The 16220-nt window shown below is 41.4% G+C and carries 18 protein-coding genes; 10 read left to right on the top strand and 8 right to left on the bottom strand.

The features are described from left to right. Positions 1–50: 50 nt before the first annotated feature. The 6 genes from ACKGJO_RS08960 to ACKGJO_RS08985 all read right to left on the bottom strand — a co-directional run bounded on the left by ACKGJO_RS08960 (position 51) and on the right by ACKGJO_RS08985 (position 5490). Positions 51–548, bottom strand: coding sequence for an SRPBCC family protein (locus ACKGJO_RS08960; RefSeq protein WP_411323081.1), 498 nt, complete (start codon positions 546–548; stop codon positions 51–53). A 234-nt stretch (positions 549–782) separates the two neighbouring features. Next, entirely contained in the window at positions 783–1757 is a 975-nt protein-coding gene (locus ACKGJO_RS08965) for a universal stress protein (RefSeq protein WP_411323082.1), read from the bottom strand. Between the two features lie 72 nt (positions 1758–1829). Further along, on the bottom strand, positions 1830–2810 hold the full coding sequence (locus ACKGJO_RS08970; protein WP_411323083.1) for a universal stress protein: 981 nt from the start codon (positions 2808–2810) through the stop codon (positions 1830–1832). Between the two features lie 103 nt (positions 2811–2913). Further along, positions 2914–4044 carry a DUF368 domain-containing protein gene (locus ACKGJO_RS08975; RefSeq protein ID WP_411323084.1) on the bottom strand — a complete coding sequence of 377 codons (1131 nt, stop codon included), beginning with the start codon at positions 4042–4044 and terminating at the stop codon, positions 2914–2916. Between the two features lie 2 nt (positions 4045–4046). Beyond that, positions 4047–4697: a protein-L-isoaspartate(D-aspartate) O-methyltransferase gene (locus tag ACKGJO_RS08980; protein WP_411323085.1), complete on the bottom strand. Its 651-nt coding sequence runs from the start codon at positions 4695–4697 to the stop codon at positions 4047–4049. 241 nt (positions 4698–4938) lie between these two features. Next, entirely contained in the window at positions 4939–5490 is a 552-nt protein-coding gene (locus ACKGJO_RS08985) for an REP-associated tyrosine transposase (protein WP_411323086.1), read from the bottom strand. 626 nt (positions 5491–6116) lie between these two features. Between ACKGJO_RS08985 and lgt the strand changes: the two genes are divergently transcribed. Beyond that, complete coding sequence (gene lgt, locus ACKGJO_RS08990; protein ID WP_411323087.1) at positions 6117–6947, top strand: prolipoprotein diacylglyceryl transferase; 831 nt, start codon at positions 6117–6119, stop codon at positions 6945–6947. Positions 6948–7027: 80 nt separating this feature from the next. On the opposite strand, the gene ACKGJO_RS08995 is transcribed toward lgt, so the two are convergent. Next, the gene (locus ACKGJO_RS08995; RefSeq protein ID WP_411323088.1) at positions 7028–8077 is read right to left on the bottom strand and encodes a porin; all 1050 of its coding nucleotides are present in this window, start codon (positions 8075–8077) and stop codon (positions 7028–7030) included. A gap of 210 nt (positions 8078–8287) precedes the next feature. Between ACKGJO_RS08995 and ACKGJO_RS09000 the strand changes: the two genes are divergently transcribed. Then, a complete protein-coding gene (locus ACKGJO_RS09000) occupies positions 8288–9043 on the top strand; it encodes a ZIP family metal transporter (protein WP_411323089.1) in 756 nt (251 codons plus the stop codon). A 362-nt stretch (positions 9044–9405) separates the two neighbouring features. Then, positions 9406–10503, top strand: a complete 1098-nt coding sequence (locus ACKGJO_RS09005) for a hypothetical protein (RefSeq protein WP_411323090.1) — start codon at positions 9406–9408, stop codon at positions 10501–10503. On the opposite strand, the gene ACKGJO_RS09010 is transcribed toward ACKGJO_RS09005, so the two are convergent. Beyond that, a complete protein-coding gene (locus ACKGJO_RS09010) occupies positions 10504–11391 on the bottom strand; it encodes a mechanosensitive ion channel family protein (RefSeq protein ID WP_411323091.1) in 888 nt (295 codons plus the stop codon). It lies immediately after the preceding gene. A 111-nt stretch (positions 11392–11502) separates the two neighbouring features. On the opposite strand from ACKGJO_RS09010, the gene ACKGJO_RS09015 reads away from it, so the two are divergent. The 7 genes from ACKGJO_RS09015 to rlmN all read left to right on the top strand — a co-directional run bounded on the left by ACKGJO_RS09015 (position 11503) and on the right by rlmN (position 16214). Further along, complete coding sequence (locus ACKGJO_RS09015) at positions 11503–12138, top strand: peroxiredoxin-like family protein (RefSeq protein ID WP_411323092.1); 636 nt, start codon at positions 11503–11505, stop codon at positions 12136–12138. 13 nt (positions 12139–12151) lie between these two features. Continuing rightward, positions 12152–12883, top strand: coding sequence for a M48 family metallopeptidase (locus ACKGJO_RS09020; RefSeq protein ID WP_411323093.1), 732 nt, complete (start codon positions 12152–12154; stop codon positions 12881–12883). 74 nt (positions 12884–12957) lie between these two features. Next, entirely contained in the window at positions 12958–13473 is a 516-nt protein-coding gene (locus tag ACKGJO_RS09025) for a Spy/CpxP family protein refolding chaperone (RefSeq protein ID WP_411323094.1), read from the top strand. A gap of 62 nt (positions 13474–13535) precedes the next feature. Then, on the top strand, positions 13536–14165 hold the full coding sequence (locus ACKGJO_RS09030) for an RNA polymerase sigma factor (protein WP_411323095.1): 630 nt from the start codon (positions 13536–13538) through the stop codon (positions 14163–14165). A gap of 2 nt (positions 14166–14167) precedes the next feature. Continuing rightward, a complete protein-coding gene (locus ACKGJO_RS09035; protein ID WP_411323096.1) occupies positions 14168–14518 on the top strand; it encodes a hypothetical protein in 351 nt (116 codons plus the stop codon). A 1-nt stretch (position 14519) separates the two neighbouring features. Beyond that, complete coding sequence (locus ACKGJO_RS09040) at positions 14520–15023, top strand: Spy/CpxP family protein refolding chaperone (RefSeq protein WP_411323097.1); 504 nt, start codon at positions 14520–14522, stop codon at positions 15021–15023. Between the two features lie 78 nt (positions 15024–15101). Next, entirely contained in the window at positions 15102–16214 is a 1113-nt protein-coding gene (rlmN, locus tag ACKGJO_RS09045; RefSeq protein ID WP_411323098.1) for a dual-specificity RNA methyltransferase RlmN, read from the top strand. Positions 16215–16220: the final 6 nt, after the last annotated feature.

The following is a 16220-nucleotide window of genomic DNA, read 5'->3' on the forward strand; positions in this document are numbered from 1 at the left end:
TAATGAACCGGGGATCAATTTAAAAGCCTCTCTGATCCCATTTTGCCGAGTCACGAAACCCTGGCTATGCCATTACCCAAAGACCTGGATACGTTTTCAGCTCTGCTTTTGATGGCAATTGCTTCGGCTCGTTTTTTTAGTTTTTGATTCATCAGGCTGAATCCCTCTCTCGTTTGCGGCTCTATCTTATTCCACAAAAACGGAACCAATATTCCGCTGAATTTTTCCCGTTGCCTGAAAATACACGTTTCTTTTCCCCTAACGTGAAGCTCAAAGATATGTTCACCGTCAAATATTCCGGGAATCCAAAGTTGTCCTTTCCAGCGTATCTCGTGTAAGTAATCGGCCTTTTTCACGATCGGTGTGAACTGCATTTGCTTCCCGCCAGGTGGTGAGATCCGAATATCCAGCTGCTCTCCTTCCTTTAATGTTCCGCGGGCTTCTGTTATAAAGGGATTCCACTCGTTGTACTCATCTAGATCGACGAGAATATCCCACACTATACCAACTTCCGCATGAATGACAACTTCAGTTCTTAACTCTTTCATAGCTGAATCTTTATTGCTGAATTCCAAATACTGCTGAACACTTGCCGTAATTTGAACGGCTTTTGTTATTTATACCCTATGCCAGCATAACATTTATTTACCTGATGTTAAGACTATCTCTCCATAATTACATACAGAATATTTTAATCATTGGATGAGGCCGACTTTGATCAAAAAAACAAAGCCCATGTATGTTCCCATACACAGGCTTCAACTTCTATATCAACCGGAGGTTTAACCGGGTCTTAGTGTCATTAATGGTTTTTCGAGGTGTTGAGCCACAATGGCAGTTGTGGAACCTAACAGTACCCTTGCGATACCGGTTCTGCCATGCGTACTCATTACCACCAGGTCCGATTCTTCGTTTGCATAATCTGTGATCTCAGTATGTGCAGAAAAGCCTTTCTTCACTATACTTAATACCTTGACGCCATCCTTGGTATCTTCATCATTTTTTACAAGGAAGTCATCAAAATCTACCTCGTTTCTCTTGATGCTGAGTTTCAGCTCAGGGTGCTCATTTAGATAATAACTGATGTTTTCGATCAGTTTTTCATATACTGCCTTATCGTCCTCTATGGTCATTGGCATAACTTCCATGCCTAAGGTATAGGGCTCTATGATGTGCATCAGAACGATCTTGGCACCGAACGTCTTTGCCAGTTCATAGGCATCAACCAATGGTTTTGCAGATTCTTCTGAACCATCGACCGGAACCAGGATCTCGTTGATGGATTTTTTATCAAATGCTTTTCCGATACTCAACACAGGTTTTTCAGCATAACGGATCACTTTTTCTGTCAATCCGCTCCTGATGTCATCGGTTTCATGTCCACCTGTGTTCGCCATTATGATAAGATCATACTGACTCTTATTGCCCTGTTCTGCGATCACCTGCGCCGGTTTACGGCCTACCAGATTGATCAATTGTCCACGATGTTCTTTGGGAATGTACTTCTCAGCCAGATCGTGTAGCTGTTCACTGGTTTGTTTCATCACTTTGGGATAAATATCCTTCTCCATATCAAATGGGACCCCAAGGTGCTGCATACTTTCATCATAATAGCTGATAAGCGGTATTACGTGAATCAGATCGATTGTGCTGCCATACCATTCTACAAACTTAGCAGCCATTTTGATCGCTTCAAGTGAAGCTTCGGAAAAATCGGTTGGTACAAGAATATGACGAGCTTTCATCGCAACCTCCATGTTGATTAGCTGTTATTTTAACATAACAGAAATCTGTGAAGGTTGAATGAAGAATTGCCCTACTTAAGACCCTTACTTTTCAAGGTCGGGTTTGATGGTGATCTGTGGCTTATTCAAGTGCTGTATGACCTGTTCTGTAGTGGATCCAAGCAACATTCGTGACAACCCTGAGCGACCGTGCGTACTCATTATTACCAAGTCACCATTTTCATTGGAATAATCCACGATCTCATGGTGCGCTGCTATCGATTTCAAAATAACAGTATCCATTGCTACAGAAGATTCTTTTCCATCTTCCGTCAATACAAGCGTATCCTCATACAGTTCATCTCCATCAACCACGCTGAAGTTGTGATCTTCATGATCATCAAAATAAGATTTGAGCCTGCTTTTTATCCCGCTGTAAACAGCTTTTTCATCGATCCCGAACGTAGTTGGTTCAATACCATGAATATCATGGCTGTACATTTCAATAACATTCAGCAATTCGATCTTGGCTCCGAATTTTAGGGCCATATCAAATGCCAGCGGAATGGCAGCTAAGGAATGCTCTGAAAAATCGCACGGAACCACAATGTTGTTGATCTTATCAAGAAGCATGGTCTCAGACATGGTCAGAACCGGTGTTTTTGATCTGCGGATGACCTTATCTGTGGCACTTCCATGAAAGAAGTCAGCAAAGTGGGCACCCCTTGCACTCATGATCACCAGGTCATAATTCCCTTTATCTATTTGATTCAGGATAGAATCAGACGGCTTGCGGTCGATGGTTACAATGTACTCACCGCGATTCTCTTTCTTCTTGATGTGCTTGTTCGCAAAAGTACTTAATTCCTTACGCTGACTTTCGATCAGCTTGGGATACACATCCTTATTCATATTCAAAGGCACGCCGATCTTGTCAAAACTGTCTCCCAGATATTTCGACATGGGAATCACATGCATCAGGTCTACAACACAGTCAAAGGAATCTATGAACAGATCAGCTGACGCCAGAGCGGCGTTGGATTTTTCGGAAAGATCGGTAGGTATTAATACTCGCTTAATATTCATTATGACTCCTTTATTGATTTTACTCGTTTATTATAAAATAACTCAGACCAATACAATGTTACAACCCTATGTTATAAAAGTTTATATCATAAATTTTCAGCCTTTACTTATCCCTGAGGCGATCCAGTCCCCCAACCATTACAATTCCAACTAGAATTCCTATCACACCACCCCACACATTTGGGCTGTCACTCTCTTCTGAACCGACCCATCCGGGTATATATGGTTTCGATCTGATCATTTTATTTTTGACCGTCTCGATCTCAACCTGCTTCATTTCGTCGAAACTGGAATCCGGACTCTTGACTTCACCAAGTCTCTTGTACTCGGGAAGGTCAGTATTCGGCGGATCCTCTTTGAGTGCCTGTGCCATCGGGTCATCCATATAAACAACTTCTGAAACACTAACTTTTTGTACATACTCTCTGTGTTGATACGGCCAGATCACATAAAGAGAACCGATCAGAAACCCGATCAACACAGCTATAGTTTGCGGGTGATATCTTGAAAGCAACCAAGACAGAAAACGTGAGAAAAGCGCCAGTCCAACCACAGCTCCAAGTATAAAAGGCAGCAGGCCGATCAGTCCCTCAGAGGTTTCTACTCCACCCAGCATACCAATTTGTGACAGCAGGTAATCATATTTTCGCATGATCAGCAATAGGTATGAACCGGATATTCCGGGCAGTATCATTGCACAGATAGCTATAGAACCACTTAAGAACACAAAGGCCGGATGTTCGGGAGTATCAGCCGGAACCAGAGATACGATCCAGAAACCAAATGCTACTCCGGCAACCAGTGCCACTACTTCTGTTTTTGTAAATCGCTCAAGGGCTTTTATCAATATATATATGGAACCCAGTATAAGCCCGAAGAAGAGCCCGAATACGATCTCAGGATGTGTAAACATATACACCTGAAGGGGTACTACCTTGGTGAAAAAAGCAAGGGCGGCAAAGATACCGGCAAATAAAAAAACGAGAAACAGCAGATGGATCTCACTGAATGCTTCTTTCCATTTAAAGGTAAAGAAGAGTTTGATGAACCTGCCGTTCACACTTTTTATGGCGTTCAGCAATCGCTCATATATTCCAACGATCAGTGCCATGGTTCCCCCGCTTACGCCGGGCACAATATCAGCTGAACCCATCAAAAACCCTTTAAGTGCTAAAAATGGTGCTTCTTTAAAGGTGGTGACATCTTCAGATCGAGTCGTATTTTGATCAGACAATCTTATTCTCCCCAACCTTTTTCACCGATAAGAGGCACAAATTTGAAGTCAGCCAGTTCTTCCCGCTCAAATTCATTTTCTCCAACTCGCGTTATGCGCAGCATCATTTGTTTTTCATCATCCCCAACCGGGATCACCAACCGTCCTCCGATATTCAACTGCTGAACCAGGTCATCGGGCACTACGGGGGCGCCGGCGGTAACCACAATACCATCATAAGGTGCATATGCCGACCAACCAAGGGTCCCATCCCCAACTTTCAGCATGGCGCTGTATCCCAATTCTCTAAGTGACTCCTTTGCACGGTGATACAACTCTTTATGCCTTTCTACACTGTATACATCGGCTCCCATTTCACAAAGGATCATACATTGATATCCCGAACCGGTCCCGATCTCAAGGATCTTATCACCGGGTTCAATAGCCAGTAATTCGGTTTGTGCTGCTACAGTAAAGGGCTGAGATATGGTTTGCCCCATCCCTATTGGAAGCGCCGTATCATTGTATGCCTTTGGATATAATGCTGTATCAATTAGCTTATGCCGGGGTATTTTACCGATGGCTGCCAATACCTTTGGATCTTTTATCCCTTTCTTTTTCAAATGCTCAACCAATTGTTTTCTCGGCCTTACAAATCTTCGATCTTGTTGCAAAATTCACCTGTTAATTCCCTGTTGATCTGTATTGCAAGTATATGGAATTAGCTGAAAAAATGAGGGGCAATTATTGAATGATTACGGCTAAGCAGTACGTGCTACTCAACTCAAAGTTTTTGTAGATGTTAAATTAATCTTTGAAGCATCCTGCTTCAAAGTACAAGCTCCCGGAGGCTGTGCCTCCACTTACAGGCAACCAGTTCTTATCAAACGCACTCTCAGATTTATAGATAGTTTACTAGATCAGTAATTCGTCGACTTCTATCAACCCTTTCTTCTCATAATACCACCGGGCACTGCTATAAGGGTAATCTATTGGCTTGTGACAAAATCCTTCTTTGACCGGATTGTAGTGGATATAATTCATTTTTTGGTTAAAGAACTTATTTGTCGTGATCTCTATTGGCCGATTGTTATGCTGCCAAAATTGAAATATTTCATTGTTCCTATTCCTTCTCCCCGCTTGCCTGAACATCCAAAGCATCCATTTTCTACGACTTTCCTTGTTATTTTTCTGCATATCCCCCAGGATTGTTTTGCCCGTATGCCGTTTCATGTCCCTTAAAATATCTGAGAGGTTCGTTCCTTCTTGTGCACTAATTATCAGGTGAATATGGTTTGTCATCAAACACCATCCATGAATACGCAAGCCCTTACTATCCTGACAGTATCTCAAACTTTCCACGACCGTATCTTTATACATGGGCCTTACAAATACATCTATCCAGTCAACTACCGAATAAGTAATAAAATGCGCTTGCTGCTGATTATATATTTTATACCCTGACATAACTTTAATTTAAAACTATCCTTTGTTCTGTCAAGCAATATTTAACACCTGCTTTTTTTCATGGAAATACTAAAGAACACCCTCAATATCCCAGTGGATCTTTTGAGTATCCTACTTCTAAGTACAAGCTCCCAGAGGCTGTGCTTCCACTTACAGGCAACAACTTCTCATCCAACCTCAACTATTTCAATGCTTACTTGGATGCCCTTATGGAAGGCTAAGCCTTCCTTTTACCTATCTCCTGAAGCTGGAAGCTTCGGAGATGTATAATAGGATCAGGATCAAAAAACTTATTTCTTATCCACAATTTATCATCATCTATTTATCTATGGATCTTTGAAGCATCCTGCTTCAAAGTACCAGCTGCAGGAGGCTGTGCCTCCACTTACAGGCAACCGGTTCTTATCTAACCCAGTCAATTTCAATGCTTACTTGGTTGCCCTTATGGAAGGCTAAGCCTTCCTATACCTATCTCCAGAAGCCAGAAGCTTCGGAGATTTTTAGGCCATGTATGTGCGGTTGAAAAGGCTGCGAATTTTAATTTTAGATAACATAACCTGAATTGAATTTTTTTATCATTCACAGCTTCTTATTTTCAGATCATAAATTTCCATTCAATACATCCTATGATACTAGCACTGCTTGATAACTTAACGTGGGGAGTTGATCCCGAAATCTTTTCATTAGGCCCCATTTCTCCCCGCTGGTATGGACTTCTGTTTGCCGGAGCCTTCGTTTCCGGATATATGTTTGGTGTAAAGTTATGGAAAGATGCCGGACGCAAAGTCGAGGAAATGGAAAGCATTCTTACCTGGATATTAGTGGGAACAGTGATCGGAGCCCGTTTAGGCCATGTGATCTTCTATGACCCTTCCTACTATCTGCGCAATCTCGATCAGGTGCTGGCAGTCTGGAATGGTGGGCTGGCTAGTCATGGTGCAGCTATCGGCATTGTATTAGCCATGTATTACCTGGCCAAGAAAACACCAAAAATGAACTTCTGGTGGCTGGCAGACCGTGTGGTTATTCCAACAGCTATAGGCGGTGCCTTTATACGAACCGGTAATTTCTTTAACTCCGAGATTGTTGGCCATGAAACCGATGCCCCCTGGGGAATTATCTTCACTAATCTTCCGGGACCAATGGGCATGGTGCCACGTCACCCAACCATGTTATATGAGGCAGTTCTTTGTCTTGCTGTTTTCGCAGTCCTTTGGTGGATCTATAAAAAATATAAGAACGCACCTCCCGAGGGCTCACTCTTTGGCACCTTCCTGATACTGCTCTTCTCTGGAAGATTCTTTCTGGAATACACCAAAATACCACAAGCTGATTTTGCAGCGAACTGGCCTATCAACATGGGGCAGGTTCTCAGCATCCCATTGATACTGATAGGAATCTACATTCTTATCAAAGTCGTAGACTGGAAACAGCAGCCTGATCAGGTAGCTAAATAGCAAAATCTCTTCATATTCATAAAATCTCTTCGTTTAAGAGGTTTTATGAATTTTATAATGCGATCAAATAGTATGCGGCTCTAAAAATCTAAGCTCATAGTGATTACTAACCCATGATCCATAAACTCCGCCCCATCATTCAATGGCATCAGATAGTTTATCCTGTATCTCGTTTGGGCAGATGGATTTCCGGTATATCCCAATAATATACGGTCCTGATCTATACCTGCACCCAAAAGATCTGAATCAAAAGTTTCATATCTCATCAAAATGGTCGAATAACTATCAATTTTATACCCACCCGTAAGATGGAAACCAAAGACATCATCTGATTCTGCAAATCCTGTATACTCCAAATTAGCACCTAATACTTCTGTAGCTAGTATCATGCTTTCATTTTCAAAACGGATATCACCGCCATACGTGAAGCGGTCGCCATCGATATTGGGAAGTATCCCTCCTGCTATTGAGCTGTTACTCAACTCACCGTAAGATAAATTCAATCCACCGTCAATACTTCCGGATTCTTCAACCATAGAACGATAACCAAGCCGCCCTACGTAATAAAAATTATTATCATTATTTGTTGTCAGTCCATTTCCATTGAACATTCCTACACTGTAATTCACGTTTTCACTCAGGTCACCGGCAAAACGAATACCAAAATCGCGTTCCTGGGTCAGGGCAACTACAGCGAATGTTCTTCTGTAGAAATCTATGTTTTGAGGTCCTGTTAAAAACTCCCTACTAAAACCGGGTTTCTGGGCCCCTACTATCACCTGATGATCCTCGTTTAGCATATATCCTATCTCTGCATCCAGAAGAGTGAACTGATCAGCAAGATCTGCATATAGTTTATAACTGAATCCTCCGTCAAGATTACCATCAAGTTTAAAACGAGCTTGAGGAACATTAAAGCCTCTTGTACCTGCAGCTCCATCTTTATCGAAGGCAAAATCTCCCTGGAAAAGGATCATTGTACTAAGATTAAAGGATTCACTCTTTATCTTTTCCCTCAGTTCATCAATTCTATCGGTATTGCCTGAATTGTCCTGCGCCGATAAACCTTGAAATCCGCCTAACACAGAAATAATTAAAGCAGCTAAAAAAAAGTTTTTGTAAGAGTACATGTTGTTTCTTTATGAATTATTGTTCGTGTTTATTTTCAAGAGCTTAGTAAACTGATTAATATTGAATTATGCGTGAAGATTGATAGCTATTTTTCCTTTTCATTTAATTTTTAAGTCAAAAAGCCAAATGAACGGCTTAAAACAGCTTATTTAGTTAGTATATAAATATCAATGTTTTTATCATCGTGGCGAAACTGAAAATACATTAAAATGGATCTAGAATTTCTTTCGGCACCTATTACTCAGGTTTTTTTATATGCTCTTCTAACCGCTGTAACTACAGGCCTGGGCGCTGTACCATTCTTTTTTATCAAAGATGTTTCACCTTCGCTGTTAGGTAAATCTAATGCTGCTGCTTCGGGATTAATGCTTGCTGCCAGTTTTAGCCTGATCAGGGAAGGTTACAACGCCAGTGAGTGGATGACCATTGGTGGCATGCTAGCCGGAGTGGTGCTTGTTGTACTTTCACATAAGTGGATGGAAAGTCGCGGTGAGGTTGACGTTAAAGATCTGATCGGGGGGAAACGTAAACAGATGCTGATGTTCCTTGGCATCATGACAGTTCACTCTTTTGCCGAAGGTGTAAGCGTGGGTGTTTCTTTTGCCAGTACTATGGAATTTGGCGTATTCATCGCTATAGCTATTGCCATTCATAACATACCTGAAGGACTTGCTATCAGTTTAGTTATGGTGCCACAGGGTACATCTCCAATTAAAGCCGTCTGGTGGAGTATTTTTTCTAGCTTGCCCCAGCCATTAATGGCTATACCTGCTTTTCTATTTGTTGAAGTTTTTAAAGAATACCTTCCATTTGGACTTGGATTAGCCGCCGGTGCAATGATCTGGATGGTATTTGCAGATCTTGTTCCGGAGGCCCTGGAAAAATCTGAAGCCAAAACGGTAGGGCTTTGGGTAACTATTGCCGTACTGGCCATGAGTGCATTTCAAGTACTTCTTTCTCACTGAGTTTGCACCCTTGTCTCAAGTTTCTTTTCCAATTCCCCAAAAATAATACAGTAAAAGAAACCGTTCATCACCCGTATTCCGTTGATAAGACAAAAAAATCAGATCATGAATTTTAGCTTTTTTTGCAAAGCTTAATAAGCACCTTCGTTATATTTGAAAAAATAATTCAACGCTCCATCTACAGATCATTGATTCAAAAATTTAACTTAGTTCCATTACTATTACTTTTTCTATATCTGACACCTTCATTTGTTCTAGCTCAAGACACTGACCGCAGATCAAGGCAGACCATAAATGTATACCTGGATTGCAGGGGTTGCAGCAGCAGTTTTATCCGATCAGAAATCGACTACGTTAACTTTGTGCGAGATCAAGATGTGGCCGAGGTGCATTTACTTATAACTCTACAGCGAACCGGCAGTGGCGGATGGGAACATACTCTAGATTTCATGGCCCCCGGTCACTCTCCTGATGAAGATCATACTATCGTTTTCATCAGCCCTCAATCTGATACCAATGATATGATGAGACGCCGCCTGGTAAATCATGTTGAGCTGGGTTTGATCCACTTTCTTAGAGATCGCGGTGTATTTTCAGATCTGAAAGTCGACTTTACCGGAACCATATCTGAAGATGAAGAAGATCTTGAAGTAAGTGACCCCTGGAATAGCTGGACATTTGAAATTGGATTAAGTACCAGCTTTAGTGGTGAGCAATCCAGAGATAATTTCAGACTGGGTGGGAATTTTGATGCAAGACGGATTACCGATGAGTGGAAAATAGATTTTTCATACCGACAAAATTATAATCGCCGAACATTCAGAACCGACGCAGATGACGGAACAACTGACACTGATGTCTTCACTACTGAAAATCAGAACTTCACTTCTCTTATCGCAAAGAGTTTGGGTGACCATTGGACTGTTGGAGGATATTCCAGAATTCGGTCATCTACACAAGATAACATCGACCTTAGTATTGGAGCAACACCATCCATTGAGTACAGCCTGTTCCCCTATAATGAGTTTAACCAACGCGAGATCACTTTAAGATATGGCATTCTTGGCTCTCAATACAACTACTCTGAGACTACTATACTTAATGTTAAAGAGGAATTTCTCTGGAGAAACGAATTAACCTTTCGTGCAGATTTCACCCAGCCATGGGGTGGGGTTTATGGATGGGGAGATGCCGGCGCTTATATGCACGACCTTAGCAAGAACCGGCTGAATATGGGCGTTAGAGTTAACATGCGGATCGTTAAAGGCCTGTCGGTTTTCTTTTCAGGAAGATATTCACTCATTAATGATCAGATCAGTTTGCCTGCAGGGGAACTCACCGAAGAAGAACGCTTGCTCAATCTAAAACAGCAAGCTACTTCCTATAATTACGGCGGCTCAATTGGATTTGAATTCAACTTTGGCTCCATATACAATAATGTCGTTAACCCGAGGTTTTGATCATTTATTGGTATCCATCACAGTATTCAGTTTCTCCCCTCCCCTGATACCAAAGTCTAAGGTCCGAATTGGGAATGGAATCATGATATCGTTATCGTCATAGGCCTTTTTAAGAGCCATTATAGCTTCACTTTGTGCTCCCCAATAATCAGGCTGACGATTATAGTTGATCCAAAACCGGATAGAAAAATTTATTGAGCTATCGCCAAATTCATTGTAATAAAACTCTACGTCTTTTGATTCATCGCGCAGATCAAGTGAAGAGAGGGTTTCGACGGCAATATCTTTGGCTTTTTCAAGGTCGTCACCATAGGAGACACCACAAGCAAGATCGATTCTTCGCTTTCCTGTTTTGGTGTAATTAGTAAATGGATTTTCATAAACCACCTTATTTGGTACGTACATATACTGCCCCTGAGGTGTTCGTATTATCGTATTTCTCAGATTCAATTTTTCAACAGTACCAAACAATCCATTGGTCTCAATTATATCTCCGATCCCGAATGGGTGTCGGATGGAAAGCAACACCCCGGCTATAAAATTCGCTGCAATATCCTGAAATGCAAAACCTAAAGCCAAACCTATGATACCTGCACCTGCAAGCAGACTAGTTACAGTACCATCAAGATTCAGGATACTCAACGCAAAGAAAAGTCCAATACCCAATACAAGTACTGCAAGTACGGTTTCAGCCAATCCTGTCACCGTTTTATTATCGGTAACACGAGACAGCATATTGCTTACAAGTTTCCTGATCACTTTTGCCAGCACATAAAATGCAACTATAATTAACAGCGCTAAAACAAGGTTAGGCAGCATTTCAATTGCGGCTGTCAGCCATCCTTCCAGCTTTCCGGTGATCAGTTCATAAACGTTTTGGGTATCCATAGGTAGTAGTTTACTTTTTGTTGAATATATGTGCTATAATAAAGGCTGAGCGCTTTTCATTAGTTCCATGAAGAATTCATTAAATAACTAATAATTAATTACCTACTTAAGATGTATCGATCTTTCTCATTTCTGTTTGCCGGAGTTTTAGTTTCTTTGTGTTTTTTTAGCACAGCCTTTGCGCAAAAGCCTGCCCAAAGTGCTGAGAAAGTCAACCCTATACTTATAAGTTCTGAGATACCGGATGTTGAATTGAAGAATATTGATGGTGAAACCATACGCTTGAAAGAACTGGTTTCACTAAAACCTGCCATTTTGGTCTTTTACCGCGGAGGATGGTGCCCTTATTGCAATCAGCAGCTTTCTGACCTGCATAAGATCGAAGATCAGCTTTATGAAATTGGATATCAATTACTGGCAATTAGTCCCGACCGGCCTGAGAAACTGAGATCTACCTTGAATAACAGTGATCTGGGCTATACTTTATTATCTGACAGCCCCATGAATGCTTCCAAGGCCTTTGGTATTGCTTTCAAGGTGGATCAGGAAACTGTTGACCAATACAGATCGATCGGACTTGATCTGGAGGGAGATTCCGGATATGATCATCATCTGTTACCTGTTCCTTCAGTTTATATCCTTAATACTGACGGTATCGTTAAATTCAATTACGTGAATCCTAATTATAAAGAACGGATCAGTGGGGATGTATTACTCACAGCCGCCAAAGTATACTATGAAAACTGAGTAAATCTGATCAATGGGAAAAAGCAAGGTTTTCAGCAAGCAACTTATAAATATATCCGGTCTAGAGATCTTGGTGTTAAGAAAGAACGTAAAAAACCTGAATCTGCGCGTTTATCCATCTGAAAAAGAAGTGAAAGTTTCGGTTCCAAAGCGAGCCCCGAAAGCCCTTATCCACAAGTTTATCGAGAGTAAATTACCCTGGATCAGAAAGCACCTTAACAAGGTACCGGTTAAAAAAAGCAGGCCCGGTTTAAAATTTACCACCGGCGAAATGCATTTGGTCTGGGGTAAGCCATACACACTTCAGATCATTGAAAAAAAGAAGGCTCCGAAAGTTTTACTGAACAATGATAAAGAATTGATCCTGCAGCTCAGGCCTGAGTCAGACTCAGAGAAAAGAGAACAGGTTTTGAATGAATGGTACCGCAGCCAATTGAAAGATACTATTCCCCAACTCATCGCAAAGTGGGAACCGGTGATGGGCGTATCGGTACGTGAATTTGGCGTAAAGCGTATGAAAACACGCTGGGGAACCTGTAATATAAGGGATCGTCGGATATGGCTGAATCTTGCCCTGGCCAAAAAGCGACCGATACTTTTGGAATATGTAGTAGTACATGAAATGGTACATCTTTTGGAGAGGCTCCATAATGAACGGTTTTATGCCTATATGACTCGGTTCTTTCCTCGTTGGCAATCACTCAGAAAAGAACTCAATGGTGATCACACTTACCAGGATTGCTAAAATTTAAGGACCGAAGGTTTATTCCACTTCCGGCATCTAATTAAATGAACACGAATTAGATGCGGAGCACATCCATGAAAAACATATTAAAAATATCCGTTTTATCAGCTTTATTAATTGGATTGACTGTTGACGTTTCAGCCCAGCAGCGTAACAAAATGCAAAAAAACGCTAACGGTGACTGTCAGGGACAGATAATGAATCGTGCCGATAGACAAGGCCAAAATATGCAGCGTATGATGACTCAGTTGAATCTGACTGACGACCAAAAAGCTAAGGTTGAAGAGATTCATCTGAATGGTCAAAAAGGCATGATCCCTCTCAGAAATAACATGCAGAAAAAAAACGCAAAGTTGCGTACCCTCAAAATGTCTGATAACTATGATGAAGATGCAGTAAATGCACTTATTGAAGAGATCGGAGAATTGAGAACCGCTATGATGGCAATGAGAACGGGCCATCAGCAACAGATACGTAAAATATTGACCGAAGAACAGCGGATCAAATTTGATACCATGCAGCAAAAGCGCGGACCTAGACAACAAGGTCAACGAATGAACAAGAATAACAGACAAGGTCGATCATTCTGAACATTTACAGAAATGCAGGGATTTACATTCCTGCATTTCATTAATGTTATCCGGTTCTTATAATGCCAATAACAAAATTAAGTGCAACATATAAAGCCACTGAAAGAATCGAAGAATCGGCTCTTATAGAACAGCTCATTCAGGGAAGAGAATCCGCTTTCCGGACTTTGGTTAACGATCATAAAGATCAGGTTTACAATACATGCATGGGTTTTTTACGAAATCCCCACGATGCAGAAGATGTTTCACAGGAAGTTTTTATTGAAATATTTGACTCAATTGGTGATTTCAGGGAAGATGCATCACTTTCCACCTGGATATACCGAATAGCGGTTACAAAATCACTGGAGCTAATCCGGTATCGGAAACGCAAAAAACGTTCAGGTTTTTTTCAGGCATTAAATGCGATGTTCAGTGAACCGGATCAAAATGTGGATGAAACAGAGTTTATGCATCCCGGTCTAGAACTTGAAAACAAAGAAAGGGCTAAGATCCTTTTTAATGAAATTGACAAACTGACTGAAAAACAAAAAGTAGCCTTCACTCTTCAAAAAGTAGAAGGTTTAAGTTATCAGGAGGTGGCCGATGTTATGGAGAGTAGTTTGCCCGCAGTCGAATCCCTGATACATAGGGCTAAGAAAAACCTGAAGAAGCAACTTCATTCCTACTACCAACAAAATGAAATAGATTGATCATGAAAAAGCAAATGAATATACATGAGGAAGTAGATAAAACACTACGGTCGTTGGATAACATTAAACCTGTAAAGACCGATGCGTTCTTCTATAGCCGGCTAACAGCAAAACTTGAAAACAGGAATGAAGACGGTTATCAATTATCGGGTAAAACCGAGTTTGGTTTTAAATTAGCCGTTGCAGCCGTACTGATCATGATATCATTAAATCTGATCTCACTCATTCAATTTCAGCCGGCATCCACTGATACTGTCGAGGCTCAAACTACCACTGAAAACTGGGCTGAGGAATTCACCGCAAGTTATCAGGTGTTTGACTTAGATTATTACGAAAATCTTGAGCAAGAATAATATGGATATATCAAAAAAATACAAATGGGCACTGTCCGGACTTATCATAATGGTGGTTTTAAATGCCGTTATTTTAGTCACGGTCTGGATGGATCACAACGATGGCCGCGACTGGCATAAACACAAGGATAATGATCATGACAGAAACAGTTCCCAGCAGTTCATGAAAAATGAATTAGATCTGACTGATGAACAATCTGATAAGATCTCTGCTTTGAGGCGTGAACATTTTGGTGAGATACGATCCATTAAAAAAGAGCTGGATCAAACAAGGCGCTCCTATTTAAACTATATCCTGATGAATGAGGATCATGATACTGAAATGCGAGACTCACTTGTTAACACTCTTACCCAGGGCTACGCTGAGATCGAAGAATCCCTTTACGTTCATATGCAGGATATCCGTGAGATTCTGAATGATGAACAGGCAGAACAGTTCAAAGAGTTTATGCAGCAGCATTCCCAACAAGACAACAAAAGGAAAAAACGCAACGGCAGAGATTGATCTGAGATTAAAAACAAAGTCAAACACCTTACTTGAGCAGGTCGAAGTTCGGGTGATTTATCTGTATCTTAAGTGTCTATGACTATTACTGACACTACTCAAAAAACCGACCTGAAAGCCCTTACCAAAGACGAACTGAATCATTTTTGTTCTGAGCTTGGACTACAGAGCTTTCGCTCAGATCAGATCTTCCAATGGCTATACCAAAAAGGTGTATCTGATTTTGAGGATATGACGAATCTTTCCAAAGATCTCCGAGAAAAATTACGTGAGATCGCCACTCTTAACCGGATCAAACCGGTACAGCAGCAGGAATCACAGGATGGCACCATTAAATTCCTTTTTCAGCTTACTGATGAAGAGAAAGACTATAAGGTGGAAGCTGTTCTTATCCCTGATTTCTTTGCAGATGGAGCCGCACGGCGTTTGACTGTCTGTGTATCCTCTCAGGTAGGCTGCGTGTTCGGGTGTGCTTTTTGTGCAACCGGTAAAATGGGATTGTTCAGAAACCTAACGCACGGTGAGATCGTAGACCAGGTCCAGTATATAAATGACTTGGTCGAAGAAAAATATGGCAAAAAGATCACCAATATTGTTTACATGGGGATGGGTGAACCGCTTCATAACTACAAGGCGATTGTAAATTCAGCTCACATCATTTCTGACCCCCTGAGTATTGAGCTTTCACCAAAACGAATTACAGTATCCACGGTTGGGCTTACCAAACAGATCAAAATGCTGGCCGATGATCAGGAGGAATTCAATCTGGCGATCTCACTTCATGCCCCTACTGATATAAAACGTGATGAGATCATGCCGATCAACAGCTCTATGAATCTTGAGAGTTTAGAGGAAGCTGTCAAATACTACCACAATGCCACCGATAAACCGGTCACATACGAATATCTGTTGTTCGATGATTTCAACGACAGCCCTCAGGATGCCCGAGATCTAGCCAAGATCGCTAAATGGGTGCCCAGTAAGATTAATATCATTATGTACAACAACGTAGCCGGTGTGGAGCTAAAACGGGCACGAGAAGAACGCTTGAACGACTTCATGCGGGAACTCATCAAAAATGATGTAAGAGCAACCGTACGTCGCAGTCGCGGAGATGATATTGATGCCGGATGCGGTCAGCTAGCCATCCGGGAAGGAACTCCCAAGGGAAAGACCATGGCGAAAAATTAGCGGTGA

It is taken from the genome of Gracilimonas qinghaiensis (assembly GCF_046602855.1).
In the GTDB taxonomy this organism is placed as follows: domain Bacteria; phylum Bacteroidota; class Rhodothermia; order Balneolales; family Balneolaceae; genus Gracilimonas.

Excerpts from the sequence above, each read along its gene's own strand:
- ACKGJO_RS08960 (WP_411323081.1), bottom strand. The coding sequence starts at position 548 with ATGAAAGAGTTAAGAACTGAAGTTGTCATTCATGCGGAAGTTGGTATA.
- ACKGJO_RS08965 (WP_411323082.1), bottom strand. The coding sequence starts at position 1,757 with ATGGAGGTTGCGATGAAAGCTCGTCATATTCTTGTACCAACCGATTTT.
- ACKGJO_RS08970 (WP_411323083.1), bottom strand. The coding sequence starts at position 2,810 with ATGAATATTAAGCGAGTATTAATACCTACCGATCTTTCCGAAAAATCC.
- ACKGJO_RS08985 (WP_411323086.1), bottom strand. The coding sequence starts at position 5,490 with ATGTCAGGGTATAAAATATATAATCAGCAGCAAGCGCATTTTATTACT.
- lgt (WP_411323087.1), top strand. The coding sequence starts at position 6,117 with ATGATACTAGCACTGCTTGATAACTTAACGTGGGGAGTTGATCCCGAA.
- ACKGJO_RS08995 (WP_411323088.1), bottom strand. The coding sequence starts at position 8,077 with ATGTACTCTTACAAAAACTTTTTTTTAGCTGCTTTAATTATTTCTGTG.
- ACKGJO_RS09000 (WP_411323089.1), top strand. The coding sequence starts at position 8,288 with ATGGATCTAGAATTTCTTTCGGCACCTATTACTCAGGTTTTTTTATAT.
- ACKGJO_RS09010 (WP_411323091.1), bottom strand. The coding sequence starts at position 11,391 with ATGGATACCCAAAACGTTTATGAACTGATCACCGGAAAGCTGGAAGGA.
- ACKGJO_RS09015 (WP_411323092.1), top strand. The coding sequence starts at position 11,503 with ATGTATCGATCTTTCTCATTTCTGTTTGCCGGAGTTTTAGTTTCTTTG.
- ACKGJO_RS09020 (WP_411323093.1), top strand. The coding sequence starts at position 12,152 with ATGGGAAAAAGCAAGGTTTTCAGCAAGCAACTTATAAATATATCCGGT.
- ACKGJO_RS09025 (WP_411323094.1), top strand. The coding sequence starts at position 12,958 with ATGAAAAACATATTAAAAATATCCGTTTTATCAGCTTTATTAATTGGA.
- ACKGJO_RS09030 (WP_411323095.1), top strand. The coding sequence starts at position 13,536 with ATGCCAATAACAAAATTAAGTGCAACATATAAAGCCACTGAAAGAATC.
- ACKGJO_RS09035 (WP_411323096.1), top strand. The coding sequence starts at position 14,168 with ATGAAAAAGCAAATGAATATACATGAGGAAGTAGATAAAACACTACGG.
- ACKGJO_RS09040 (WP_411323097.1), top strand. The coding sequence starts at position 14,520 with ATGGATATATCAAAAAAATACAAATGGGCACTGTCCGGACTTATCATA.
- rlmN (WP_411323098.1), top strand. The coding sequence starts at position 15,102 with ATGACTATTACTGACACTACTCAAAAAACCGACCTGAAAGCCCTTACC.